The organism is Paraburkholderia yinzeri (genome assembly GCF_046581065.1).
In the GTDB taxonomy this organism is placed as follows: Bacteria; Pseudomonadota; Gammaproteobacteria; order Burkholderiales; family Burkholderiaceae; genus Paraburkholderia.
Genome location: NZ_JBFOCJ010000002.1, coordinates 702,919 through 727,141 on the forward strand (window position 1 = coordinate 702,919; position 24,223 = coordinate 727,141).

General features: G+C 64.3%; 22 protein-coding genes and 1 pseudogene. 9 read left to right on the forward strand and 14 right to left on the reverse strand.

Going from position 1 to position 24,223, the window contains the following annotated elements; all coding sequences use genetic code 11:
* Positions 1-16: 16 nt before the first annotated feature.
* The 3 genes from WJ542_RS20320 to WJ542_RS20330 all read right to left on the reverse strand — a co-directional run bounded on the left by WJ542_RS20320 (position 17) and on the right by WJ542_RS20330 (position 3,276).
* Positions 17-1,399 carry a tripartite tricarboxylate transporter permease gene (locus tag WJ542_RS20320; RefSeq protein WP_411191246.1) on the reverse strand — a complete coding sequence of 461 codons (1,383 nt, stop codon included), beginning with the start codon at positions 1,397-1,399 and terminating at the stop codon, positions 17-19.
* On the reverse strand, positions 1,396-1,914 hold the full coding sequence (locus WJ542_RS20325) for a hypothetical protein (RefSeq protein WP_411191247.1): 519 nt from the start codon (positions 1,912-1,914) through the stop codon (positions 1,396-1,398). Before WJ542_RS20325 ends, WJ542_RS20320 begins: the two co-directional genes overlap by 4 nt.
* 75 nt (positions 1,915-1,989) lie before the next feature.
* Positions 1,990-3,276 (reverse strand): hydroxymethylglutaryl-CoA reductase, degradative, encoded by a 1,287-nt coding sequence (locus tag WJ542_RS20330; RefSeq protein ID WP_411191248.1) that lies wholly within the window; start codon positions 3,274-3,276, stop codon positions 1,990-1,992.
* A 181-nt stretch (positions 3,277-3,457) separates the two neighbouring features.
* Between WJ542_RS20330 and WJ542_RS20335 the strand changes: the two genes are divergently transcribed.
* Entirely contained in the window at positions 3,458-4,846 is a 1,389-nt protein-coding gene (locus tag WJ542_RS20335; RefSeq protein WP_411191250.1) for an aminotransferase-like domain-containing protein, read from the forward strand.
* A 239-nt stretch (positions 4,847-5,085) separates the two neighbouring features.
* Complete coding sequence (locus tag WJ542_RS20340) at positions 5,086-6,297, forward strand: hypothetical protein (RefSeq protein ID WP_411191251.1); 1,212 nt, start codon at positions 5,086-5,088, stop codon at positions 6,295-6,297.
* Positions 6,298-6,513: 216 nt separating this feature from the next.
* Here WJ542_RS20340 and dld read toward each other — a convergent pair whose 3' ends face one another.
* Positions 6,514-8,277 (reverse strand): D-lactate dehydrogenase, encoded by a 1,764-nt coding sequence (dld, locus tag WJ542_RS20345; protein ID WP_411191252.1) that lies wholly within the window; start codon positions 8,275-8,277, stop codon positions 6,514-6,516.
* A gap of 153 nt (positions 8,278-8,430) precedes the next feature.
* On the opposite strand from dld, the pseudogene WJ542_RS20350 reads away from it, so the two are divergent.
* Positions 8,431-9,329, forward strand: a pseudogene (locus tag WJ542_RS20350) (LysR family transcriptional regulator).
* Between the two features lie 271 nt (positions 9,330-9,600).
* On the opposite strand, the gene WJ542_RS20355 reads toward WJ542_RS20350, so the two are convergent.
* Complete coding sequence (locus WJ542_RS20355; RefSeq protein ID WP_411191253.1) at positions 9,601-10,737, reverse strand: DUF1176 domain-containing protein; 1,137 nt, start codon at positions 10,735-10,737, stop codon at positions 9,601-9,603.
* Between the two features lie 13 nt (positions 10,738-10,750).
* Entirely contained in the window at positions 10,751-11,527 is a 777-nt protein-coding gene (locus tag WJ542_RS20360) for a substrate-binding domain-containing protein (protein ID WP_411191254.1), read from the reverse strand.
* A gap of 367 nt (positions 11,528-11,894) precedes the next feature.
* Between WJ542_RS20360 and WJ542_RS20365 the strand changes: the two genes are divergently transcribed.
* Genes WJ542_RS20365 through WJ542_RS20385 form a run of 5 tightly spaced genes read left to right on the forward strand, consistent with a single transcriptional unit; the run spans position 11,895 to position 16,909 of the window.
* Complete coding sequence (locus tag WJ542_RS20365; RefSeq protein ID WP_411191255.1) at positions 11,895-12,803, forward strand: NAD(P)-dependent oxidoreductase; 909 nt, start codon at positions 11,895-11,897, stop codon at positions 12,801-12,803.
* Positions 12,800-14,167 carry an MmgE/PrpD family protein gene (locus WJ542_RS20370; protein ID WP_411191256.1) on the forward strand — a complete coding sequence of 456 codons (1,368 nt, stop codon included), beginning with the start codon at positions 12,800-12,802 and terminating at the stop codon, positions 14,165-14,167. The genes WJ542_RS20365 and WJ542_RS20370 overlap by 4 nt, the downstream gene beginning before the upstream one ends.
* A gap of 49 nt (positions 14,168-14,216) precedes the next feature.
* Positions 14,217-15,608: an MFS transporter gene (locus WJ542_RS20375; protein WP_411191257.1), complete on the forward strand. Its 1,392-nt coding sequence runs from the start codon at positions 14,217-14,219 to the stop codon at positions 15,606-15,608.
* Between the two features lie 55 nt (positions 15,609-15,663).
* The gene (locus tag WJ542_RS20380; RefSeq protein WP_411191258.1) at positions 15,664-16,080 is read left to right on the forward strand and encodes a carboxymuconolactone decarboxylase family protein; all 417 of its coding nucleotides are present in this window, start codon (positions 15,664-15,666) and stop codon (positions 16,078-16,080) included.
* 31 nt (positions 16,081-16,111) lie between these two features.
* Positions 16,112-16,909 (forward strand): N-acyl homoserine lactonase family protein, encoded by a 798-nt coding sequence (locus WJ542_RS20385; RefSeq protein ID WP_411191259.1) that lies wholly within the window; start codon positions 16,112-16,114, stop codon positions 16,907-16,909.
* Positions 16,910-16,911: 2 nt separating this feature from the next.
* On the opposite strand, the gene WJ542_RS20390 is transcribed toward WJ542_RS20385, so the two are convergent.
* The 5 genes from WJ542_RS20390 to WJ542_RS20410 form a co-directional block, all read right to left on the reverse strand.
* On the reverse strand, positions 16,912-17,838 hold the full coding sequence (locus WJ542_RS20390) for a LysR family transcriptional regulator (RefSeq protein ID WP_411191260.1): 927 nt from the start codon (positions 17,836-17,838) through the stop codon (positions 16,912-16,914).
* Positions 17,839-17,887: 49 nt separating this feature from the next.
* Positions 17,888-18,289, reverse strand: coding sequence for a RidA family protein (locus tag WJ542_RS20395; RefSeq protein WP_411191261.1), 402 nt, complete (start codon positions 18,287-18,289; stop codon positions 17,888-17,890).
* Positions 18,279-19,421 (reverse strand): DSD1 family PLP-dependent enzyme, encoded by a 1,143-nt coding sequence (locus tag WJ542_RS20400; RefSeq protein ID WP_411191262.1) that lies wholly within the window; start codon positions 19,419-19,421, stop codon positions 18,279-18,281. Before WJ542_RS20400 ends, WJ542_RS20395 begins: the two co-directional genes overlap by 11 nt.
* A 14-nt stretch (positions 19,422-19,435) precedes the next feature.
* Positions 19,436-20,107: an HAD-IA family hydrolase gene (locus WJ542_RS20405; RefSeq protein WP_411191264.1), complete on the reverse strand. Its 672-nt coding sequence runs from the start codon at positions 20,105-20,107 to the stop codon at positions 19,436-19,438.
* A 168-nt stretch (positions 20,108-20,275) separates the two neighbouring features.
* On the reverse strand, positions 20,276-21,181 hold the full coding sequence (locus tag WJ542_RS20410; RefSeq protein WP_411191265.1) for a LysR family transcriptional regulator: 906 nt from the start codon (positions 21,179-21,181) through the stop codon (positions 20,276-20,278).
* Positions 21,182-21,507: 326 nt separating this feature from the next.
* Here WJ542_RS20410 and WJ542_RS20415 point away from each other — a divergent pair, with 326 nt between their 5' ends.
* Positions 21,508-21,678 carry a hypothetical protein gene (locus tag WJ542_RS20415; RefSeq protein ID WP_411191266.1) on the forward strand — a complete coding sequence of 57 codons (171 nt, stop codon included), beginning with the start codon at positions 21,508-21,510 and terminating at the stop codon, positions 21,676-21,678.
* Between the two features lie 73 nt (positions 21,679-21,751).
* Here WJ542_RS20415 and WJ542_RS20420 read toward each other — a convergent pair whose 3' ends face one another.
* From WJ542_RS20420 to WJ542_RS20430, 3 genes are read right to left on the reverse strand one after another with little or no spacing between them, the layout of a single operon-like run.
* Positions 21,752-22,633, reverse strand: coding sequence for a Pnap_2097 family protein (locus tag WJ542_RS20420; protein ID WP_411191267.1), 882 nt, complete (start codon positions 22,631-22,633; stop codon positions 21,752-21,754).
* A complete protein-coding gene (locus tag WJ542_RS20425; RefSeq protein ID WP_411191268.1) occupies positions 22,617-23,885 on the reverse strand; it encodes an MSMEG_0569 family flavin-dependent oxidoreductase in 1,269 nt (422 codons plus the stop codon). The genes WJ542_RS20420 and WJ542_RS20425 overlap by 17 nt, the downstream gene beginning before the upstream one ends.
* 53 nt (positions 23,886-23,938) lie before the next feature.
* The gene (locus tag WJ542_RS20430) at positions 23,939-24,220 is read right to left on the reverse strand and encodes an MSMEG_0570 family nitrogen starvation response protein (protein ID WP_411191269.1); all 282 of its coding nucleotides are present in this window, start codon (positions 24,218-24,220) and stop codon (positions 23,939-23,941) included.
* Between the last annotated feature and the right edge of the window lie 3 nt (positions 24,221-24,223).

Here is a 24,223-nt window from a genome sequence, read left to right on the forward strand (position 1 = left end):
GCCGTGGCGCCCAGGCTCAGGTAAAGAGCTTTGTGAGAGCCGGCACGCTCAGCACGGCCGTGTAATAGCCCATGAACTGCACGCCCGTATTGAGCCCGAAGGCCCGCGACAGCAGGCCGCCCACGAGCCCGACCGTCACCACGACGAGCAGCCCGGCCAGTTGACCCTCCCAGAAGCCGATCACGACGATCAGACCGACGAAGGTCGCGATGATGGCCTCGTGGCTCAGGCGCCGCGCGACGAACGAAGCGGCCCGATGCGCGAAGTTCATCGAGAGCGGATAGGCGATCACCGCCGCCAGCACGATCGCCAGCAGGCCATAGCCGAGGAACGCGCCCGGCGTGAGCAGCGTGTGGAGGTTGTGGATCTGCCCGTCCGCGCCGCTCACGGTGAAGCGCGGCGGCGCATTGAACAGCGGCGCCGCCGGGCCCGCCGCCACCGGGCTCAGCGGCAGACCGAAGGCAATGAGCGGAATCAGCGCTTCGGCGATATAGGTGGCTTCGGTCACGCCATTGCGCACCGCGATGACCGTCGTGAGCCGGTGGTAGGCCTGGTGAATGCGCGAGGCCACCGCTTCGCCCAGCACGACCGTCATGGCGACGGGACTGAAGACGAAGGTCGCGCTCGAAACCGCGGCGGCGCCTACGGTCAAGCGAGCCTGGCGCGGGTCGAGCACCTTCAGCGGATTCGGGAAGTACCCGCTCCAGCCTTTGATGTCCGGCGCGAGCGAGAACGTGCGCGGCCCGTCGCGCCGCATCGCCGGGCGGCTCATGGGCGAGAGCAGTGCGAACAGGTCGGCGACGAGCGGCCCCACCGCGATGCCGAGGAAGTAGCTCACGCCAAGCTTCACGTGATAGTGCGCCGTGACGGCCTGCAGCCCCATGATGACGAACACGAACGGCACGAGCGCCGCCACCGCGGCCCAGCGCCCCGCCGAGAGATATGCGATAGCGACGGCGGCGATCAGGAACACCCACGGCACGATGGGCGTGATCTTCGCGCCGAACGGCGCGAGCAGCCACGCGAACGCGACGGCGAGCGGCACGGCGACGAAGGCCGCGACGATCGCGCCCGAGACCATCTTGCGCAGCGCGATATGCGGCACGCCGAGATTGCGCAAGGCGATGGCCTCGTCCATCAGCGGCACGGCCATCGTGTCGCCGGGAATGCCGAGCAGCGCGGTCGGAATGGCATGGGTCATGTGCTTCGACACGGCGCCCGCCATGAAGAACGTGAAAACGCCGGCGGGCGGCACGCCCAGCAGCGCGACGAGCAGCGTGAGCGGCGCGATCGTGGTGGTCTCGTCCGTGCCGGAAACGAGGCCGATCGCCGCGAACACGATGGCGCCGGTCACGCCCATCGCCACGGCGACCCAGATGTCCTGAATGAGCGGCGTCATCGTGCCACCTCGCCGGCGCGATTGGGTGCGGCTTCACGGGAAACCTGCGGGGACGCCTGCGGCCAGGCCGCCGCGCGGCGCGCCTCGACGCCGGCAAAGAGATCGTAGAGGCCCACTTCCTTCATCTCGGCCACCACGTAGGACGGCAAGGTCTCGATGGCGCCCTGCGGGCCCGATTCGGCGACGAGCCTCTCGATCAGCTCCGCGCGCCGGCCTTCGTCCGAGACCTGCTCGACCACGATGCGCTTCGGCTTGAAGAGCTTCGCGCAGACCGCTCCGGCCACGAGGCAGCCGCCGAGACCCGCGAGCATCGCATACGCCCGCGCCATCGCCGCCTCGGCGACCACCGGCTGCAGCAGCCGCAGCGCCAGCTCGAAGGCCCCGAAGCTGATGACGATGCCCAGCACCACCGACCAGCCGAGCTGCGCCGCATCGACCGTATCGCCCCATACCTCCACATAGCGCGGGCGCGCGCCCGCGGCGGCCTCGTGGCCGCGATCCCTTGCTGCTGTCATGTCTCCTCCATCGAGGGCGTTATTGTCTTCCCGGCGCGGGCCGGGGGTACTTCCTGTGCTGCCTGTCTTTCCTTTTTACGCGTCGCGCTGCTCCGCGAGCAGCCGTGCCGCAAAGTCGACGCGCACGTCTTTCGCCTCGACCATCCGGCGCACGATCCAGTCGACATCGGCACCCGTGGCGCCCACGGCAAGCGCGATATTGCGCGCATGCAGCGCCATGTGGCCGCGCTGGATGCCCTCGGTCGCCAGTGCGCGCAAGGCGCCGAGATTCTGTGCGAGCCCGACCGCGACGGCGATTTCGGCGAGGTCCTGGGCCGACTTCACGTCCATGATCTTCAACGCCAGCCGCGCGAGCGGATGCGTCTTCGTCGCGCCGCCGACGAGCCCCACGGGCATTGGCATCTCGATGGTGCCGACGAGGTCGCCGTTGGCCGCCGTCTCCCACGTGGTCAGCGACGTATAGCGGCCGCCGCGGCTCGCATAGGCATGAGCGCCCGCTTCCACGGCGCGCCAGTCGTTGCCGGTCGCCACGATGATCGGATCGATGCCGTTCATGATGCCCTTGTTATGGGTCGCGGCCCGGTACGGATCGATCGCCGCGAGGAGGTACGCGTCCATCACCCCGGCAATCACCTCTGCGCCGGAGTACTCGGCCGTGGCCAGGGTCGCGGGCGCGTAGCGCACCTGCGCGCGGGCGAGGCGCAGATCGGCGAGATTCGACAGGATGCGCAGGCGAACCTTGCCGCGCGTGATCTGTTCGATGCGTCCCGCGAGGGATTCGGCCATCGTGTTGACGGTGTTCGCGCCCATCGCGTCGCGCACGTCGACGATCAGATGCGCGATCACCATCGCGCCGCGCGGCGTGTCCGGAAACACATGCACCTCGATGTCCCGGCAGCCGCCGCCCAGATCGATCAGCACCTTGTCGCGGCTGTTCGCGAGCTCGATCAGCTCCTGCCGGTGGGCGAGAATGGACAGGCGCACGCCGTAGGGGTCGCTCACGTCGACGATCTGGATCTGCGCGCGCATCAACGGCCCGGTGCTCGACGTGCGGAAGCCGCCGCTCACGCGGGCGAGCTTCGCCATGAACGATGCGGCCGCAACGATCGACGGCTCTTCCACGGCCATCGGCACCAGCACGTCGCGGCCGTTGACCTGGAAATAGCCCGCCACGGCAAGCGGCAGTTCGAACGTGCCGATCACGTTCTCGATCATGCCGTCCGCCGTCTCGGACGGCAGCGCACCGGGGCGGGACAAAAGCAACCGGTCCGCTTCGGACAAGCCGGAGATGCCGGCAATGTGCTGCAGTCGCTGCGCGGGGGTGAGCTTGCGGAAATTGGGTAGCTTCGAATCGATGCCCATCGGGATCCTCTGACTGGATTGGCCGTCACCCTCGCGGCAGCGCTGCCAAAGGCCGCTTGCGGATGACATTGGAATGGGCGAATAATAGGCCGACTGTACCCATACGAAAGGTACACTTTCGACAAACAGTCGGGCAGGTGTACCCAGGACACCTGCCCCTTTGCGTAGCGAGGACACAGACATGGCACGCTCGGGACCGAGCCTCGTGCATTCGATCGCGGACAATCTGGCCAGACAGATCGAAGACGGACTTCTGAAGCCCGGCGACAAGCTGCCCTCAATCAGGGAATACGCTGAGGGAAACGGTTGCTCGAAGAACACGGTCATCAGCGCGTTCGACCTGCTGACGGCGAACGGCCTGATCGAGCCGCGGCGCGGCGCCGGCTTCTTCGTCGCCCGCGCGGCGCGCCCGCAGGCCGAGGACGTCGAATCGTCGACGCTCGATCACGCCATGGACATCGTGTGGCTCATGCGCGAGCAGTTGCAGAGCAAGACCGAGTACCTGAATCTCGGCGAAGGCTTTCCGCCCATCAAGTGGCTGGAGGAAACGCGGCTGGACCAGTTCCACCAGCGCGTGGTGCGGACCGGCGTGGGGTCGCTGTTCCGCTACGGCAGCCGCTACGGCTACCTGCCGCTGCGCCAGCATCTGCAGCACAAGCTGGCGGGCTACGAAATCCACGCCACGCCGCAGCAGATCGTCCTCACGCACGGCGCGAACCAGGCGATGGACCTCGTGCTGCGCTACTTCGTGCGGCCCGGCGATACCGTGCTGGTGGACGATCCCGGTTATTACCCGCTGTTCGGCAAGCTGAAGCTGAGCGGCGCCGTCATGCTGGGCGTACCGCGCATGATGGACGGCCCCGACATCGACACGCTCGCGGCGCTCGTCAGGCAACATCGGCCGAAGCTCTTTTTCACGCAGTCGGTGGGACACAACCCCACCGCGACCGACACGAGCGCTGCCAAAGCCCACCGCATCCTGCAACTGGCCGAGGCGCACGACCTCATCATCGTCGAGAACGACGCGCTCGCCGACTTCAAGCCGCGCCCCATGACGCGCATCGCCACGCTGGACCAGTTGCGCCGCACGATCTACATCGGGAGCTTTTCGAAGTCCGTCTCCGCCGCGCTCAGGGTGGGCTTTCTCGCCTGCGACGCGGAACTGGCCAGCGACCTGGCCGACGTGAAGATGCTCACGCACGTCAGCAGTTCGGAGTACTGCGAACGCACGCTGGAGGTGATTCTCAGCGAAGGGCATTTCCTGCGGCACACCAACCGCATGCAGGAGAAGCTGCGCCGCGCCACGGCGGCCGGCATCAAGGCGCTAGAAGACGTGGGCGCGGCCATCTATCGGCCGACCGAGCAAAGCCTGTATCTATGGGCGCGGCTGCCGGGGCACGACGATTCGATCGAACTCGCGCGCGCGATGCTCGACCGCAGCGTCATCCTCGCGCCGGGCACCGTGTTCTCCCCGCAGAGCGATCACCCCTCGCCGTGGTTTCGATTCAACGTCGCGTATCTGAACGACCCGCGCTTTGCCGCTGCGCTGAGAGCGATCGAATCGGCTTGAGCGTGCCGGATGCATGCCATTGCCGCGCCCGGGCAGGCAAAAATTTCCGGACCGACAACGTCGGGACTGCCAGGGTTGTTGGGCCTGGCCTCTTTCGCCTGGGTTATACCCGGAAATACTATGCCAAGCCCTTCAGGACGTGCTAGAAATAGTCGATATCGCGGAAGCACGACTGAAAGTCCGATCCGGCGATTGGAGAATCCTGGGCGAACGGTCGCACGGAATCCCGAGGTGAAAGTATGGAAAAGAAAAGGCTCGTCGCGGTAATCGCCGTGCTGATGTCTTCTTTCGGCGCCCTGCATCTCGAATCCGTCCGTGCCGCCGATGCTGGAGACTCAGCCTATGAGGACTCGAGCGTGGACGCGTCTCTCGATCCCGGCGAAGAACGCATCTCCGCCGATGTCGACAATCAGGCGCGCCTGAAAGAGCTGCGCTACGCGTATTTCATCGGCTACAACGCCCGCGCCAGAGAAGACTCGAAGTCCTATGCAAACCTGGCTGACGAGGTGAAGCATCCGCAGAAGCAGCTTGCCGCGGCGCCCTTGCCGGTATCGCCAAAGCCGGTTGCCGCGCGGGCTGCGCCGGCAAAGCGGGTCGCCGTGCAAGCGGCTGCGCCGAGACAAGTTTCCGCGCCGGTCGCACCGCCGAAGCGGGTTGCCGCGGCGCGGGCCACGCCGTCGAGGCAAGTCCTGGCACGGGCCGAACCTGTGCCGCTGAAGCGCGTTTCCATGCAAGTCGAAGCTGTGCCACCGAAACACGTCCTGGCGCCGGTTGCGTCGTCGAAGCCGGCTTCACCGCCTAAGCGGGCCGAGGTGCAACCTGTGCCTCTGAAGCAGGCTTCGACGCGGGCCAGGCCGTCGAAGCTGTTTGCCCCCGAATCCGAGCCGCCGATACTGGTTCCGACACAAGCCGTGGCGGCATTGCCGGAGTCCAGATCCGACCAGGACGATGCGCAGGTGACGCAGAACCACGATTTGCAGAATGCTCAGCGGGAGGTGCCGCAGTATCGGCAGGCCGATGAGGCACCGCAATATGGAGCGGAGCAGGAAACTCAACCGGCTCCAGCGGCGCAGAGCGGGCAACTTCGGCAATATCAGAATCGGCAGCCCCAGCAATATGTGGGGGCGCCCGCCTACAACCCGACGTCGGCAGAGTCCCGGGAGTCGGCGGAGGAGTCGGGGCAGGAATACGCGCCGCCGCCTCGAACCGTTCAGGCCAACCAGGACGTACCTGCGCAGTATCCGCCCGCCCGGTACCAACCGGCTTACGCGCAGCCCGCCTACATACCCAGGCCGCCCACACAAGCCGTAGCTCAGCGGGTTGTCGTCGTGGGCCCTCCGCCTGCCTGGCAGGAATATAACCAGATGTACACGCCGCCTGAACTGCGGCGGCCGTACCCCGCCGGTTACGGTAATTCGGCGCCGCCGGCCGGGTATCAGGAATGGGAGTAGGTGTGCGATGACCATGCCGTGGATCCGGGATGGTTGACGGGATGATGTGGTCGGCCGTAGACCGTAGACGACCCACAGGAGACTCGTGACCCATTTCAAGGTGTGTCCCTTAACCGACCAGGAGCAGCCCCTGACAGCATGTGTGCATGTACCTTGTCAACACGTTACTGTTTTCGTTGCGGTGGACCACAGGACAGACGTGGGTCGCGGGGAACTCTACCCGCCGGCAATGGACGTCACCTGGACTACGGTTTCCCGATACTTCGCGAACTTCGACGTCTGTCCAATCCCCGGATTGAAGCAGTTGCAAGGATCGAGCTGCTGATAGAACGCTGCGAGCTGGGGCTTCGCATGGTACAGATGGCCGACGTTGTGTTCCGCCGGATATTCGGCGCCGCGGCGGTCCAGCAACTTCCACATCTTATGTTCGACTTCAAGACAGTCGTTACCCTTCTTGACGATGTAATCCTGGTGGAACACGTGGCATAGGAAGTGGCCGTAGTACAACGTGATAGCGATGGTTTCTCCGATGTCGGGCGGCAGCGTCTCGATCCAGTCGCGGTCGTTGCGTCGCAATGCGATGTCCAGCGCGACGATATTCTCCACTTCCCGAGTATGTACCGCGCGATAGCGAACGGCCGCGCCGGCGGCAGCGAAACGATGCAGGAATGCTTTCCTGCCTTCTTCGTCCGTACATTCAAAATAACCACCGGTCGCATGGTCGAAATAGCGTGAAAGGAAGGCACGCGTTTCTTCCACACTTTCGGCCGAGACCTTCAGCATCAGATGGTGCTCGTACTTATCACGGTACTGTTTCATTCGGGCCGGCAGATGGCTCGGGAACAGTCGGCTCGCAGCTTGCATGACACGGTCGGTAAGATGCGAGGGGAGAAAACCGAAACGGTCGAACAGCGCATCGAAACGGCTCTTTAGTCCGAACAGCGCGGGCAGCCGGGAGGTGCCAAGATAATTGATTGCAAGGAAAGTGTCCTTGCCGTACTCCTCAGCAATGTCGAAAGCGTCGCGATGCAGATATTCGCCGGAGATCGGCAGATGTTTGAAGTCATGCAGCGCGTGACGGCGGATTTCAGTAAGCTCGTCGGGGCGATTCGTGCCGATATAGAACACCTTTGCATTCTGCTCGATCGGAAACGTATCGAGCCGTACCGCGAACACCATTACCTTGCCAGCCGAACCTGACGCTTCATGCAAGCGCTGCGGGTCTGCGTTGAAACGCGCGGGCGTATCGGCATCGATCTCACGAACATGCGTCGCGTAGCCGTGATCGGATCCGGCACCCGCATTGAGGCGAATATCGGTATCGCTGAACTGCCGGCGCTCCAGCCGGCCGAGGATATCCTCAGGCGAGTCGCCGAGTTCGATTCCCAGATGGTTGACGAGGTTGAGTTTTCCCGCTGCATCCACCTGCCCGAATACCGCCATTTCCGTATAGGCCGGGCCGCGCTGCACCAGCGCACCGCCCGAGTTATTGCACACCCCGCCGAATACCGACGCGCCGATGCAACTCGAGCCGATCACCGAATGCGGCTCGCGGCCAAGCGGCTTCAACGTCTTTTCCAGTTGATCGAGTGTTGCGCCCGGAAGGCAAACGACCTGCTTGCCACCGTCGATCACGTAGACCTTCCTCATGCGGCTCGTGCTGACGATCACAATGTCGCGATCGTAGTCGTTACCGTCCGGCGTCGATCCGCCGGTGAGGCCGGTGTTCGATGCCTGCGTGATGACAATCACATTCGCTGCAATGCACGCCTGCAGCACTTTCCATTGTTCGACGATCGTGCCGGGGCAAACCACCGCGAGCGCCTTGCCGGCACCAAACCGGAAGCCGGTGCGATAGCGGCGGGTCGCGCCATCGTCAGTCATGGTGTACTTGTTGCCCACGATGTTGCGTAGTTCCGCAATCAACGCGGAGGCCTTGCTGTCCAGCCCTTCTGCCGACGGTGCGCGCGTCACTGACATCGAATTCTCCTGAAGAAACGTTGAGTTTGACGCGCATCGGCTTCAACCAACCGGTGGGGTGTGATCGTTGGGCGCGTCGGGTTGACACAAGGTTAAAATCAGGCCACCCATTAGTCCAATATCTCGAAGTCACTTTTTGGAGACGAAAAAGATATGGAATTTCGTCAGTTACGCTACTTCCTCGCGGTGGCCGAGCATCTGCATTTCACGGACGCTGCGACGCACCTGGGCATCGCCCAGCCGCCCTTAAGCCAGCAGATCCTCAAGCTCGAGCGGGAAATCGGCACGCCCTTGTTCGTCCGGCATCCGCGCCGCGTCGAATTGACCGAAGCAGGACGGCTCTTTCGCGAGAGCGCGCGACGCATCGTCGAGGACGCGCAACAGGCTTTCGTCGAAGTACGGAACGCGGGACGTGGGGAGACAGGCCGGCTTTCGCTGGGTTTTGCAGGTTCGACGGTGTTTCATCCGATGGTGGCGACGACGATGCAGCAGTACCGGCATGCGTATGAGCGCGTGTCGATCAGTTGCGAGGAGAGCAACAGTTCGGCGCTGCTGGACAAGGTCGCGGAGCGCCAGCTCGATGCGGCGCTGGTGCGCATGCCGCTAAATTGCAGGGATCTGATCGTCGAGCCGCTCGTCGACGAAAGCATGTTGGCGGTGCTGCCGGCAAACCATCGCCTGAGCCGGCGACGACGAATCGATCTGGCAGATCTTGAGGACGATCCGTTCATCCTCTTTCCGCGGCCGATCGGCCCGGATCTGCATGATTCGATCATCGCCGCGTGCCGCGAGGCCGGCTTCGCACCCTCGATCGGCATGAATCGCCGCAGATCTCGTCGGCGGCGAACCTCGTAGCGGCCGGATTCGGCGTCGCGATGGTTCCGGCATCGATCCGGCAGGTTCAGGTCGAAAGCGTGTCTTATCACGAACTGAAGGGTAGCCCACTTTCGACAGGCATCGCGCTAGTCCATCGGCAACGCGAAAAATCGCCTACTGTGCTGAATTTTGTACGGATTTTGCGGCTGCAGCGAGGCGCCGCCCGTTCGGCATGATGTTTCGTGAGTTAGCCATGACGAAGTGGGTCCAGGCGTCGGCTGTCAACACGGACCTGTGATTTTTTGGCCTGGCACTGCCCTGCGGGATCGAAGATCGCCAGTTGGCTATGGCGTGTCTGGATCCCGTTGCGACCGTGGTCTGTCGCAAACGAACGGCAGCAATAGACCGGGTACCAGCCGTTCTGCGCAACCATATGGACGTCTGCAATTGGCTAAACTCCGCCCACGCATTCAAACTGCATGCGAACGCAAGCAGCAATCGGCAGCCTCACTGCCTCTTTGTGCGATACACCCACGGCCAGTCATCCATCAGAAGACCAACACACGCGCCCTCGAAGCGGTCTCCCGCCAGCACGAAATTCGCGCCGTCGAAAACCCATGTCATCGAATCGCCGCAATCGCCCACGCTGCGAGCCCGATCGAAGCTGATGAGGCCGCCCTCGTCCGTGTTGTAGAACGCGCCCGTCAACTGGTTTCGCGGCACGGAATCGCCGTCGTCGCCGGTCCCTGTGTTGCCGGGCAAGGCCAGCGGCTTCACGGCAAACGGCGCCGTGCGGTGCACGCGGTACCAGAGGCTCGCATTGTTATAGGCCGAGCCGTCCCCGCAGGCGAGCGAGACCAGGGCTTCGTTCGCCGAAAGGGCGACGGCACGGCTGCCATCATGGGGGCCCTTCGTGTCGTCCGTTGCGCCGTTGTCCGCGTCGCACTGCTCGACCTCGGCATGCACGCTCGCGAACGTGACATCGATCAGCCGGCGTTGCTCGGCCGCGGAGAGATCCGGCACGGGCGGCGCCCCCTTGACGACGGGCAGCGGCTTCGCGGCCGGCACCGACGAAGCGGGCGCAGCACCCGCGCGACGCCACGCGGTCACGGTCCCCACACGGCCTTGCATGTCATCGACGGCCAGCAGCGCCGCGCTCAAGCCGGCCAGCGAAATGCCCGGCGTGACCGACGCAGCCGGATCGCCAAAGCTCATCGTGTGCGCGTCGCGAGCCGCCTCGATCCAGGCCGAGACGGTGGCAGTGTCTTCCGTGGCGAACCGGTAGGCATACGTCTGAGCCGTCTTGTCCTGCCATGCCTTCGTTTTCGACGCGTCGATACGGAATGCGCGACCGTCGAAGCGCAGTTGATCCGCACGCAGCGGCTTGTCGGCCGCGAGCTGCAGTTTCATCGCCCCATCCGGGCCCGCATCGCGCCACAGCCACACGACAAGACTGGGGTTGTCCTCATCGGCCCCCACGGCCGCACAGCGTTTCACGTTGTCGCAAACAACCTCCCAGCCCTTGAAATCGCGGACGGATGCAGTGCTTTTAGCGGTGGTGGCGGCAGCCGCCGCCGTTGTCGCCAAGGCACACGATGCCCCTGCCAACACGATAAGAACGAGCCACCGGCGAAAGACGCTCATGTCGGCGCCCCGGTTAATGGACGACAGGGTCGAGGCCCGTCGACTTGACCACGGTCTGGGCGTCAGCCGAAGAAAGAAAGTCGAGCAGCTTTTTGGCCTCGGCCGGATGCGGCGCGTTGACGGGAATGCCCGCCGCGAAGCGCGTCACCGACTGTACCGACTCGGGAATCCGTCCGACGAAGGTCACGCCGGGAATGGGCAGCAACTCGCTCACCTGTTGCAGACCCAACTGATACTCTCCTTTCGCAACCACGCTGGCGACGGGAATCCGCGGGATCATCGTGGCCTTCCCTTTCATCTGGTCTGCAATGCCGAGCTTGCTGAAAAGCTGCTGCTGGACGTAGACGCCGCTCGCGCTGTCCGAATACGCAACGGATTGCGCGTCGAGCAACACCTTCTTGAGGCCCTCGACCGTACTGATGTCGGGCACGGGCGCCCCGCTCTTGACCACCATTCCGATGCGCGAATCCGCCAGTTCCACGCGCGACGACGGAACGACCTTGCCGCGCTTGACGAGATCGTCGAGCGCATAGCCCACCATGATCACCACGTCGGCCGACTCGCCCCGGTCGAGCCGGTTCGGAATGGCCTGGGGCGTCTTGCCCATCGAGGGACCGCGGATCGTATCGAGCGTGTCGCCGGTGGCCGCCGTGAATTTCGGACCCAGCAGTTCGTAAGCCGCCGTGAAGCCGCCGGACGTCATGACGCGCAATTCCTCCGCATGAGCGGCATGAGACAGCAAAGCGGCAGCGTAGAGCAGCGCGGCAAAACTCTTTAGCAAAGTTTTCATGTTCGAGGCAAATGAAGAAATGGAAAGGCGGTTCCTGCAAGACGCTCCGCAAAGCCAACCGGATCACGTCTGTTTCGCGGCAATTCTAGCGCCAAGCCGGATCGACGGGTGCGGCATCCGCCCGGCCCGAGCTATGCCCTAACTGGCGAGTCTGATATGCCGAAAATGATCATCCTCGCGATGAGGGCGAAGACTATGATTGTTTCCGAACACCAGCTCGATGACCGTCGGGCCGATGCCCCCAGGAGACCGCGAGGTGCAACTCACGGAGTGCCGTCGCGACGGGCCGGTCATGGAGCGGTGAAGTGCGGAATCTGGAACCTCCGCTGTTTTTATGAAGCAATGCTAAGTAAAAAGGGATTACTCCATGAATGAGCAGACCCGGCCGTTGATCGGATTCATCGGACTCGGCGCCATGGGCTGGCCCATGGCCTCGTGCCTGATCAAAGCAGGCTACCAGGTGGTGCCGTACGACGTGCGCGCCCCGCATCGCGCGAAATTTCTCGACGAAGTCGGCGGCGTGGAGCTCGCGTCGCTCGCGCAGATCGGCGAACGTTGCGACGTCGTGATCGATATTCTGCCGAACAGCTCGGTCGTCGAGCAGGTGCTGTTCGCCGACGATGGCGTGGCCGCGACGATGCGGCCCGGCACGACGGTCATCGACATGACCTCGGGCCGTCCCGACGCGACGATCGCGTTCGCCAGGCGCCTTGCGGAAAACGACATCCGCCTTTTCGACGCGCCGGTGTCCGGCGGCGTGCCGCGCGCAACGAGCGGCGAGCTGACGATCATGGCCGGCGGCGAGCGCGCGGTGATCGACGACATGATGCCCATTCTCGGTGCGATGGGATCGGTGATGCGCACCGGGCCGATCGGCTCGGGCCATGCGATGAAGTCGCTGAACAATCTCGTTTCGGCGGGCGGCTTCCTGATCGGCATCGAGGCGCTGCTGATCGGCACGAAGTTCGGCATCGACCCGGAAAATATGGTCGATATCCTCAATGCCTCCACCGGCGTCAATAACAGCACGCAGAAGAAGTTCAAGCAGTACGTGATCTCGCGCGGCTTCAACTCCGGCTTCTCTATCGAGCTGATGGTGAAGGATCTCGTGATCGCGCTCGATATCGCGCAGCAGCGCGGCATCAACGTTCCGTTCGCTTCGCTGTGCCGCGAGCTGTGGGGCGGCGCGTCGTCGCTGCTGGGACCGCAGACCGATCATACGGCCGTTGCGTTGATGAGCGAGCGCCTGGGCGGCGTGGAGATCCGTCGATCATGAACGCGAGAACCCAACCTGCCGTCGCCAGCGACGTCACCGCGCAACTGGCGGCCTGCGTGGCGGAAAGTACGCCTGACGCGATTCCTGCTGCCACCGTCGCGGAAGCGAAGCGCGCCCTGCTCAACATCACCGGCTGCGCGCTGGGCGGCTGCACGCATCCGGCCATGGACATCGCCATCGGCGCTCTGGGCGCCTACGCGGGGGCCCCCACGGCCAGCGTGCTCGGCCGCACCGAACGCTTCGATCCGCTGTTCGCCTCCTTGCTGAACGGCATCAGCACGCATGTGCACGACTACGACGATACGACGCCGCGCAACTACATTCACAACAGCTCGCCGGTGGCGTCCGCGCTGTTCGCCTATGCGAGCGTCAACCCGGTGAGCGGGCGCGACTTTCTGCACGCGTTCATTCTCGGCTTCGAAGTCAGCTCGCGAATCGGCAACGCGACGTATCCGGCGCATTACGAGGCCGGCTGGCATAGCACAGGCTCGATCGGCGTGTTCGGCGCGGCAGTGGCGATCGGGCGTCTGCTCGGTCTATCGAAACAGCAGATGATCCATGCGATCGGCCTCGCGGCAACGCAATCCTCAGGACTGCGCGAGATGTTCGGCTCCATGGCGAAATCGTTTCATCCCGGGCGTGCGGCGCAGAGCGGCTATATGGCGGCGCTGCTCGCGCAGCGCGACTTCACGGCAGGCCTGCACGGGCTGGAAGGGCCGCGCGGTTTCGCGGCGGTCGAGGCCAGCGCGTACGATCTTGCCAAAGTGACAGACGGCTTCGGTACGGAGTTCGACCTGTCGTACAACGCATACAAGCCGTTTCCGTGCGGCATCGTGATCCATCCGACCATCGACGCGTGCATTCAGCTACATCGCGAGCATGCGCTGAAAGCAGACGACGTCGCCGCGATCCGGTTGCGCGTCGCCCCGCTCGTGAAGGATCTGTGCAACAAGCAGCACATCACCTGCGGGCTCGAAGGGAAGTTCTCGATCTATCACGCGGCCGCCATCGGTCTTGCGCGCGGCAAAGCGGGGCTCGACGAATTCACCGACGACGTCGCGACCGACCCGGTGCTCACGCGGCTGCGCAATCTGACCGAAGCCACCGCCGACGCGCGCGTGAGCGAGGACGCTGTGGAAGTCGAAGTGCAATTGACGGATGGCCGCGTGCTGCACAAGACGCTGGAGCAGTCGATCGGCAATCTGGCGCGCCCGATGAGCAACGCCGATCTCGAAGCCAAGTTCTACGACCAGACCCGCGTGATTCCTCGCGACGTCGCCAGCCGCGTGATCGAGCACTGCTGGCAGATCGACCGGCTGGCCGACGTGCGCGAGTTGATCCGGTTGACCGTGCCGCCGCATTGAATGCGCCGCCCGCCGGCGCCCGCATAACTATTCATATCAAGGAGACATCATGTACACGAGGCAACCTGGCGTCGGGCAGCGGCTGGACGCGCTCGCGATCGGACCTTTCCACCGGCATCTGCTGGCGCTGATCGCGGGCGGCATGTTCTTCGACGCATTCGACAACTATCTGTCCGGTGGCGTCCTGGGGGCGCTCGTCAACGCCGGCGTCTCGGACATCCATCTCAACGCGCTGTTCATTTCGATGGGCTTCGTCGGCCTGACGATCGGCGCATGGATGGCGGGCATACTCGGCGACCGCTTCGGCCGCCGGTTTTCCTACCAGTTCAACCTGATGGTGTTCGGCATCGGCTCGATTGCGGCGGCCCTTTCCCCTTCGATGGGCTGGCTCGTGTTCTTCCGCTTCGTGATGGGCCTCGGGCTGGGCGCCGAAATCGTGGTGGGCTACAGCACCCTGATCGAATTCATTCCCGCCCATTCGCGCGGGCGCTATGCGGCAATCCTGAATCTGATCACGAACCTCTCGCTGTTCCTCTCGGCCATGGCGAGCTACGTCGTGATCCCGCACTTCGGCTGGCGCTGGATGTTCGTGATCCCAGGCGTTGGCGCCCTCGTCGTCTGGTATCTGCGCAAGGCGCTGCCGGAGTCGCCGCGCTGGCTGGCGTCGGTCGGGCGCACCGAAGAGGCCGACGCGATCGTGCGCGACATCGAAAGCCGCAGCGCTCGCGCCGGCGACCCGGAGCTGATCGCGCAGGCCAGTCCCGACCGCGGCCAGCTCGGCGAGCTGTTCGCACGCGGCCAGTTGAGCCGCACGATCGTCGGCATTGCGGTCGTCGTGATCGGCTTTTCGGTGATGTACGCGTTCGTCTCGTGGGTGCCCACGCTGCTCGTGAAGCGCGGCTTCGACATCGCGCATTCGCTGCTGATGACGTCCGTGATGTTCGCCGGCGGTCCGGTCGGTTCGCTCATTTCGTTCGCCATCGCCGACCGGCTGGGCCGCAAATGGGGCCTCGTGCTGTTCTCCGTGCTCGGCGCGGTGTTCGGCATCGTGTATCCGTTCGCGACCAGCATGGCAACCATCGCTGCATTCGGCTTCGCCGTCACGGTCTGCATCTACGTGCTCTCGGCGCTCGGCCTCGCGACCTACACGCCCGAACTGTTTCCCACCCGGTTGCGCCTGCGCGGCATGGGGTTGTGCAACGCGCTCGGGCGGCTCGCCAACGTCGGCGTTCCGTATGCGGTGGTAACGGTCTTCTCGATAGCGGGCCTGTTCGGCGTGGTGTGCTTCATGGCCGGTATGTTCGTACTGCTGGCCGTCGTGCTGCTCGCGCTTGGCGTGGAAACGCGGCTGCGCTCGCTCGAAGAGGTGCATGCCGAAATGCCGGTATCCGGCGACGTGCCCGCGGAATCGATTCCTCCGGCGGTTCGGGCTACCCGCTAGTTCCGCCATCCCTGGTTTTACGAAACATTCACTCACTGTCCTGGAGCACACCAGCATGAACGCACGCAATACCCGCACCGAATTTTCCGGCGACGACGCCCTGTTCGAACGCGGCATGGAAATCCGCAAGGCGATTCTGGGCAACGCCTACGTCGAGAAGGCGATGAATTCCGCCGACGACTTCAACATGCCGATGCAGCGGCTGACCACGGAGTACTGCTGGGGCGGCGTATGGGGTCGCGACGACATTCCGCGCAAGGTACGCAGCCTGCTCAATCTCGCGATGATCAGCGCGCTGAACCGGCCGCACGAGCTGAAGATGCACATTGCGGGCGCGCTGCGCAACGGCGTCACGCGCGAAGAGATCCGCGAGGTGTTCCTGCAGGTGGCGATCTACTGCGGCGTGCCGGCCGGCGTCGATTCGTTCCGGCTTGCGCGCGAAGTGTTCGCGGAACAGGCGGCCAGCGCCTGAACCGGCTCGACCGCCACCGATGGAGCGCACGATGCCCCCTTCCCCTTATCGCGTCTATGCGATCCGGTATGCGTCGCTCGCGCGGCGCTCGCCGGACAACTTCATCGGCGGCGACGAGCACGACACCAATATGCCGCTCGCCTACTACGTGTGGGCGATCGTCGGCGGCGGGCGCACGATCGTCGTCGATACCGGGTTCGACCGCGAAGTCGGCGCGCGGCGAGGACGCGAGATGCTGCATCCGGTCGAAGCGGGACTGCTCGCGCTCGACATCGCGCCGGATACCGTGCGCGACGTGATCATCACGCACATGCACTACGACCACGCGGGCAATCACGCCCTGCTGCCGCAAGCGCGCTTCCATCTTCAGGATAGCGAAATGGCGTTCGCGACCGGGCGGTGCATGTGCCACCGCATGCTGCGCGGCGCGTACGAAGCCGACGACGTCGCCCGGATGGTCCAGCGCGTGTTTGCGGATCGCGTGCAGTTCCACGACGGAGCGGGCGAAGTCGCGCCCGGCGTCGAAGTGCATCATATCGGCGGGCATACGCGCGGGCTGCAGGTCGTGCGCGTCTTCACAGAACGCGGCTGGGTCGTGCTCGCCTCCGACGCGAGCCATTTCTACACGCACATGGACGAAGGGCGCGTGTTTCCGATCGTCTACCAGGTCGACGCATTGCTCGATGGCTACGCGACGCTACGCCGCCTCGCCAGTTCGCCGGCCCATATCGTGCCGGGCCACGATCCGCTGGTGCTTCAGCGCTACCCGGCCGCCCGGCCGGGCACCGAAGGCTGGATCGTGCGGCTCGACGTCGATCCGGCGAGCTGAATTCAGATTCCCGCCGGCGACCAATGACCGTCGTCGATCAGCCGCTCGATCTGCCGGTGCGCCATGCGCATCAGCATGCGCGCCACGCGCGTCACCGGCCGCTGCGTCGAAGTCGCCATCACGAGCGAGCGCGTCATCGTCGGCTGCACGATCCGCCAGCAGCGAATGCGCCCGTCCACCACGAGCTGATGCACGCACGAATACGAGAGAATCGTATAGCCAAACCCTGCCTCGACCAGATGCAGCGTGGAAGGCATCGCGTTGATTTCGAGCCTGGGGTTGGCCGCGAGGTCGGCTTTCGCGAGTACGCGGTCGAGCATCACGCGCAAACTATGCGGGCGGCTCGGCAGGATCATCGGCAGGTCGGCAAGACGCTTCGCGGCCACCGCGCCCTCGCCGACCCCGGCGGGATCCGACGCCGGGCCCAGCAGGAAGATTTCGTCGGTAAGCAGCGGATCGGTGGCTAGCGCGCGCAAGCGGGGTGCGTTGTACAGGATGGCCACATCGATCGCGCCGGTCATCAGCCAGTCGAGCACATGGCCGCTGAAGCCCTCGACGATGCCGAGCGCGGCGTCCGGCAGTTCGTGGCGGAACTGCTGGACGAGCGGCGTGGTCAGCACGGCCGCCACCGAAGGCGGCATGCCGATCACCACGCGCCCGGCAGGCGACACGCGCAGCATCCTGATCTCGACTTCCGTGTCGTGAAGCGTGTCGACGACACGGCGCGCCTGCTGCTCCAGAATGCGCCCGGCTTCGGTGAGCGTGACGCCGCGCCCGGTGCGATGAAGCAGTGGCGTCCCCATCTCCTCTTCGAGCGCCTTGATCTGCCGGGTCAGAACCGGCTGGCCGATCGCCAGCAGGATCGCCGCCCGCGACAGCGTGCCGGCTTCCGCGATCTTGAGGAAATACTGCAACTGCCGAAGCTCCATCGAAAAGGCTCCTGGGATGGGTGGGTCGTCGGGCATTGACGTACCGCATTTACAGAACCGCTACCGCCTCTACCTCGACCTTCAAACCGAAATGCAGCGGACCAGAAGGAACAACGGCTCGGGAAGGACGCGACTCACCGGCCCAACCTGTATAGATACGGTTGAATTCAGGCCAGTTGGCGATGTCGTCGACATAGACGCGAACCTGCACCAGACGGTCGATGGCGCTGCCCGCGGCCAGCAGCGCCTGTTCCACGTTGTCGAGTACCTGTTGAGCCTGCTCGGCGAAGGAACGGTCGGTCAGCCTGGTTCCGGTGGCGGTAACCGGCAGTTGGCCCGAAACGAAAACGAAGCCGTTTGCGACCGTCACATGGCTGTAGTGACCGCCAGGTGTTGCCAGACCCGGCGTAGCGGGATGAACGGGTTCCTGCGGACGATTTTCACCAGCCATGAAAGCGCCTCCATACGGTAAGTTCCCCGGTCGGTTCCAGGGCATGGTATTCGGGGAACTGCGCACCTGTGGCGCAAGCGTGATTCGGCAGGATGCGCAGTCGGGTGCCAACCGGAAAGCAGGCTTCGAGATCGCCTTCGTCAGGTGCATGATCGGCATGCACTCGCGCCAGAATACCGTGTTCCTGGTTGGCGCCAATCAGCAGGTAGCCGTCGAGCGGGGCGCCGTCCAGCGTGCAGGCCAACCCGTAGCCGAAATCGCGGGATTGTTTCGACGTGCCGCGATCACGACTCATGGCCATCCAGCCCGCGTCCACGATGATCCATCCCTTGTCCAGTTGATGGCCGATGACGGTGGTGACCACGCTGAGCGCGATGTCGTCGATCGCACATACGCCGACGTTGTGCATCACGAGATCGAAAAATGCGTAAACGCCGGCACGGACTTCGGTGACGCCATCCAGGCGGCTTGCGGCCAGCGCGGTCGGCGTCGAGCCGACGCTAACGGTCGCGCAAGGCATGCCGGCGGCGCGCAGGCGTTCTGCGGCGCGCACGCAGCCGGCGCGCTCCTGCTCGGCGAGCGCCGCCAGGGCCTCCTGCGTGTTCAGTTCGTAGCTCGAGCCGGCATGCGTCATGACGCCGCCGACCTCGACGCCGCCCGCCTGCAGAATGCGGCCGGTTTCCAGCAGCGCATCGTCTTCGGGCGCGATGCCGGAGCGATGCCCGTCGGTATCGACTTCGATCCACACTTCGAGCGGTGCATCCGTGTCGCGGTAGAACGCGACGATACCCGCGGCGGCGCTGGCATTGTCGACGATGATCTTCAGATCGCAGCCCTGTTTCCTGAGCGTCATGACTCGGGAAAGTTTGGAGGGAACGATGCTGACGGCGTAGAGAATGTCCACAATACCCGCCGCGAAGAAGATTTCCGCCTCCTTCAGGGTGGAAACCGTAATGCCTTGTGCGCCGGCGGATAGCTGCGCCTGGACGACGTCGAGGCATTTCGACGTCTTCACGTGCGGCCGGAACTTCACGCCCAGGGCGTTCGTTCGCGCCTGCATCGAGGCGATGTTCTTGCTCATCCGGCGGACGTCGATGACGGCCGCGGGGGTATCGAGTGAATCGAGCGTCATGATGTGATCGGGTGTCAGGGTTGAGTCGCCGGCCCAAAGTGGCTGGCCCACGGGACGAGTGCATCGAGTGCCGGCGACTCGATCTCCGGCGCCCGCGCGCCGGGTACGAGCGGCAAGCCAATCCGGTTGTGCCAGTACGTCCGCAGTCCGACGACAGCCGTACCGAACATGTCGTAACTGGAGCCGGCGACGAACGCCGCTTCGTGGGGCGCGACGTTGAGCTTGTCGAGCGCAAGCCGATAAGGACGGGGATCGGGTTTGTAGGTGCCGGCTTCTTCCGCCGTCACCACCGCATCCCATCGCACGGGCAGAATCGCCGCGGCTCGCCGACCGAGCCGATAGGAGCAATTCGTCACGACGGCAAGCTTGCAGCGAGGCCGCAGTTGCTGCAACGCCGCCACGGCCCCCTGCCATGGAGCCAGTTCGAGCCAGTTATCCTCGAGCGCTTGCGGCGCGGATGCGGAAAGGCCCACGTGTTGCGCCGCCTGTCTGACCAGCGCTTCATATTCGACGTATTGCCCGCAGCCGTAGGTGAGGCGCAGGTACTCGGCACGCCAGGCCCGGCCCGCCTGTTCCGATCCGGCGGAACGATTCCAGAGTGTCCAGGAATCGAGCAATGCGGTTAGAAGGTCGAACAGGACGGCTTTCGGATAGCGGGGATGAAGCGAGGCGTCTTCCACGGACATAGCCCTTGATAATCGGAATCCCGAAGTGAGTCCAATTATAGGTTTCGACGTCCCGTTGAGAGTTAAGTTGAATTAACTCAATGGTTCATATGTATTGAATGGCCAGCAGGTCGTCCAGAGGCAAATCGCCCGCGGCCGAAGCGGGATCCGCGGCAAGGAGTGGCGTTTTCAAACCCGCCATGGCGGCAGCGGCCTGAAGCGTGCCTGCAGATATTGCATGAAATCCCGGGTTCTTCTCGGCAAGCCGGACCGGTTGTGTGTCAGGGCAGTGACGTTGGCATCCGGCGCCTTCCACGCGGGCAGCAGCCTCACCAGCCTTCCTTGCCGGATATCGTCCGCGACGTCCCATTCGGACCGCAGGATGATGCCTCGCCCCTCGCAGGCCCAGCGGCGAATCACGTCGCCATCGTTACAGCTCAGTTTCGATGCGACCCTGACGCTGCGGCTGGTTTTGCCTTTGCTGAAATGCCATAGCGAGACGTCCTCGTTGTTCTCGCGAAGGACGATGCACAGCAATCGCGCGAGATCGTCAGGCGCGTCCGGATTGCCAAACCGTTTGAGGAAGGCAGCGGAGGCGCAAACCCATCTCGCGTTGGGCGCAATGGCATGGCCAACAAGATTGGAGGCGCGCAGTTCGCCGATGTGCACCACGACATCGAAACGGTCGGCCGCTTCGGTCAATGGCTGGTCGGATAGCGTCAATGCCACGTCGACGTCGGGATTGGCTTGCTGGAAGTCGGCGATGACGGGAGCGAGATACCGGCGGCCGAAGCCGAGCGGTGCGTTGACCTTCAATGTTCCGACCAATCCCCCCTGGCGAATGCGCAGATCTTCCAGCAGCGTATCGAATTGCTGGATCAATTCCGATCCGCGCTGGCACAGCAGCGCGCCCTCCTCGGTGAAGATCAGCTTGCGCGCGGTTCTGTCGATCAGCCTCGCGCCGAGTTTCTTTTCGAGTTGCTGCAGGCGCTGAGTAACCGCGGAAGGCGTGAGCCCAAGCTTTCGCGCAGTAGCAATCAGGCTCCCGTTCTGCTGGATCGCAAGGAGGAAACGGATATCGGCAGAATCGGTCATGTGAGTGCCGCCAGGTTCACGAATTGAGGAATTGAACGGCCCCGTTGGTGCAACCAGGGACCTTCGCGACATCCTGGAGACTATACAGACATTCGCCCGTTTTTCTCGCTTACACAGTCTTTCAATGCACGGCATCCCCCCGGTGGCCGCGCACCGCCGTGAGTTGTATCGGCGGTCACAACACGTTACACGTGTAATCGTGTGCGAAACCCAATACCGGTGTTCGCACACTAAACTTCAGTCGTCTTGTTGAATAGCGGTCCGGTGTCTTTCGTGTGACAACCACGGCCGTCTTCTCCTACCCCACGCCACGCGGACACCAGTCGATGACCCGAACGCTCCTCATCCTCACCCTGATCAGCGGCCTGAGCGGTTGCATCGTCGCGCCGCCTTATGGCTACGCCCCCGCGCCGGGCTACTACTATGGGTATGCGCCGGGATACTATGCGGCACCGCCGGTTAGCGTGGGGATTGGCGGAGTCTTTCACATACATTGAGCAGCCGTCGCCGCTATCACGTCACCGGCGTTGTCGTCCGGCTCATTAAGACATGCGTGCCGCGCACGAGGCATCATTCGTGCGACCACCGTTTGTGCGTGACGACATCGGCAATACGCACGCCATCGGCGGCGCGCGTGATCGAACACCAATGCGAAAGGCCGTCGTGGCCCGCATGCCGCGCGCCGAACGACAGGATCAGGCGATCGCCCACGTTGGCGTTGCCGTAGAAGGCCATATCGCGTTCGACGAGACACGGCGGCGCGGAATGCGGCGCCGAGCGCCAGTGCCATTCGGCGCGCTCGACCATCGACTGAAAGCTCGCGAAGTAAAGCAGATGCGCGCCGTTGAAATCGAGCGACGGGCACGGCAGGTACTCCACGACGTGCCGTACCGCATGCGCAGTCCGATCGAGACGGCCGTGGCGCGTCCAGTCGTCGGCGCGCAGGCGCCTTGCCTGCGCGGCCAGTTCGACGGCCGCGGCGGGCATCGCACGAAGCGGCGCGCCGCCAAACATCGCGCGGCACACGGACCGGTTATCGCCGCTGCGCTCGCGGCGCACGAACGTCGACATCATCTCGACACCGGCAACGGCGCTCTCGGGCGTGAAAACGCGAAACCGGCCGAAGTGTCGTGCGCCCGCAATGCGCTGCACCTGAGCCTCGATCGCGAAGCGCTGGTGCTCGCCGACGTCCTCTAGCCTCGCCTCGCGCACGCGCACCGCCATAAATGCCGCATACGACTTCTGCCCTTCGTCGTCGTAGAAGTCCGGCGATGCGAGGCCCCTCTGTTCCGCGAGCGCGTTCCGGTGCAATTGCCCGCACGTGCGCAACAACCATTGCTCCGAGAGTCCCGCGAACGCCAGCTCGGGCATACCGGCAACGTATTGCGTGCGCGACGCAGTCTGCGCACGCGCTTTACCCTGGGCGGCCGATGCGTCACGCCGCGCGCGCATCGGGGCGTGCCTGCGCGACGATCCGGTCGGCAAGATACGCGGCATCGCGCGCAATGCCCGAAAAGCGCCCCGAGCCCCAGGTGTGCAGCCACGGCAGCCCCAGAAAATAGAGGCCTGCGTGGTTCGTGACGCCGCGCACGTGTCCCGGATATCCACGGCCGTTGAATACCGGCAGGTCGATCCAACTGAAATCCGGCCGAAATCCGATGCACCAGACAATGCTGCCGATCCCGCTCGCCGCAAGATCGAGCGCCGTGCGCTCTTCGGACGGCTCCCACACGGAACGATAGGGCCCGCCCGCGGGCGCCTCGATGCCTTTCTGCGCGATGAACCGGTCGATCGACGCGTTGATGCGGTTGTACGTTTCATCGGCGCTGTCGAGATTGGCGCGCAGGCTGCCCGCAAATCGCAGGGCGCCGTCCACGTAGTCTTCGAGCGCGCCGTAAAGCTCCATGCCTTCGCGCGCGAAACGGCGCAGGTCGATGTCGCGCCCGCCGTCGCGTCCCGTCACGTAGTGATTGGTGTTGTCGCGCACGCCCTCGCGCAACGGATGCTCCTCGACGGGCATGTCGTAGTACTTCATATCGGCAAGCCAGTCGACCACGTCGCGACCGCGATAGAACCGCGCGCAGCGCGGCGCCTCGCCGACGGCCAGAATCACCTTGCGGCCCGCCAGATGCAGATCCTCGGCAATCTGCGCGCCCGATTGTCCGGAGCCGACCACGAGCACGGCACCCTCAGGCAAAGCGGACGGATTGCGATACGCGGACGACTGAAGCTGCACGATATGCGCGGGCAGGCGCTCCGCCATGCGCGGCACGATCGGCGTGTGATAGCCACCCGAGGCAACCACGACCTGATCGGCGCTTAGCGCGCCGGCCGAAGTCTCGACAAGATAGCCGCCTTGCGGCCGGCGTGCAACGCGCGTTACGGACACGCCCTCGCGCACGGGCGCATCGACGTGACGCACGAAGCCATCGAGCCATTCGACGATCTCGTCTTTCTTCATGAAGCCATGCGGATCGTCGCCGCGATACGGATAGTCGGGCAGCGCGCATTGCCAGTTCGGCGTGACGAGACAGAACGCGTCCCAGCGCTGCTCGCGCCACGTGTGCGTGACGGTACGCTTCTCCAGCACGACGTGATCGATGCCGGATAGCTTGAGATACCAGCTCATCGAAAGACCCGCCTGGCCGCCGCCGATGACGACGACGCCGAAATGATCTTCTGGACTGCTTGCTTGTGTAGACATGGGAATCTCCTTATGCGACGCTCGCGGCGCCTCTACCGCCGCGACGCCATGATTCAATCGACGCTCACGACGGTCACGCGTGCCGTCGGCTGCGAATGGTATTGCCGGGCGGTACGCTCGATGACGTCCCACTGGTCGAGCGCCGACGAGCACGCATAGCCGAATTTTTCGCGCACGCGCTCGGACGCGGCGCGAAGCGCGTCATGGGCGGCGTCGAGAAAGTCGTCCAGCGGATAGTCGCCGGGGTGCAGATAGTCGCGCACGACAGTCGAAGGCGAATAGCAGCGTGCTTCGGTGCCATCCGGCCAGCGCACCACGAAATGGGTGACGGGCATGTC

Coding starts and splice junctions, on each gene's coding strand:
- WJ542_RS20320 (WP_411191246.1), bottom strand. CDS start 1,399: ATGACGCCGCTCATTCAGGACATCTGGGTCGCCGTGGCGATGGGCGTG.
- WJ542_RS20325 (WP_411191247.1), bottom strand. CDS start 1,914: ATGACAGCAGCAAGGGATCGCGGCCACGAGGCCGCCGCGGGCGCGCGC.
- WJ542_RS20330 (WP_411191248.1), bottom strand. CDS start 3,276: ATGGGCATCGATTCGAAGCTACCCAATTTCCGCAAGCTCACCCCCGCG.
- WJ542_RS20335 (WP_411191250.1), top strand. CDS start 3,458: ATGGCACGCTCGGGACCGAGCCTCGTGCATTCGATCGCGGACAATCTG.
- WJ542_RS20340 (WP_411191251.1), top strand. CDS start 5,086: ATGGAAAAGAAAAGGCTCGTCGCGGTAATCGCCGTGCTGATGTCTTCT.
- dld (WP_411191252.1), bottom strand. CDS start 8,277: ATGTCAGTGACGCGCGCACCGTCGGCAGAAGGGCTGGACAGCAAGGCC.
- WJ542_RS20355 (WP_411191253.1), bottom strand. CDS start 10,737: ATGAGCGTCTTTCGCCGGTGGCTCGTTCTTATCGTGTTGGCAGGGGCA.
- WJ542_RS20360 (WP_411191254.1), bottom strand. CDS start 11,527: ATGAAAACTTTGCTAAAGAGTTTTGCCGCGCTGCTCTACGCTGCCGCT.
- WJ542_RS20365 (WP_411191255.1), top strand. CDS start 11,895: ATGAATGAGCAGACCCGGCCGTTGATCGGATTCATCGGACTCGGCGCC.
- WJ542_RS20370 (WP_411191256.1), top strand. CDS start 12,800: ATGAACGCGAGAACCCAACCTGCCGTCGCCAGCGACGTCACCGCGCAA.
- WJ542_RS20375 (WP_411191257.1), top strand. CDS start 14,217: ATGTACACGAGGCAACCTGGCGTCGGGCAGCGGCTGGACGCGCTCGCG.
- WJ542_RS20380 (WP_411191258.1), top strand. CDS start 15,664: ATGAACGCACGCAATACCCGCACCGAATTTTCCGGCGACGACGCCCTG.
- WJ542_RS20385 (WP_411191259.1), top strand. CDS start 16,112: ATGCCCCCTTCCCCTTATCGCGTCTATGCGATCCGGTATGCGTCGCTC.
- WJ542_RS20390 (WP_411191260.1), bottom strand. CDS start 17,838: ATGGAGCTTCGGCAGTTGCAGTATTTCCTCAAGATCGCGGAAGCCGGC.
- WJ542_RS20395 (WP_411191261.1), bottom strand. CDS start 18,289: ATGGCTGGTGAAAATCGTCCGCAGGAACCCGTTCATCCCGCTACGCCG.
- WJ542_RS20400 (WP_411191262.1), bottom strand. CDS start 19,421: ATGACGCTCGATTCACTCGATACCCCCGCGGCCGTCATCGACGTCCGC.
- WJ542_RS20405 (WP_411191264.1), bottom strand. CDS start 20,107: ATGTCCGTGGAAGACGCCTCGCTTCATCCCCGCTATCCGAAAGCCGTC.
- WJ542_RS20410 (WP_411191265.1), bottom strand. CDS start 21,181: ATGACCGATTCTGCCGATATCCGTTTCCTCCTTGCGATCCAGCAGAAC.
- WJ542_RS20415 (WP_411191266.1), top strand. CDS start 21,508: ATGACCCGAACGCTCCTCATCCTCACCCTGATCAGCGGCCTGAGCGGT.
- WJ542_RS20420 (WP_411191267.1), bottom strand. CDS start 22,633: ATGCGCGCGCGGCGTGACGCATCGGCCGCCCAGGGTAAAGCGCGTGCG.
- WJ542_RS20425 (WP_411191268.1), bottom strand. CDS start 23,885: ATGTCTACACAAGCAAGCAGTCCAGAAGATCATTTCGGCGTCGTCGTC.
- WJ542_RS20430 (WP_411191269.1), bottom strand. CDS start 24,220: ATGCCCGTCACCCATTTCGTGGTGCGCTGGCCGGATGGCACCGAAGCA.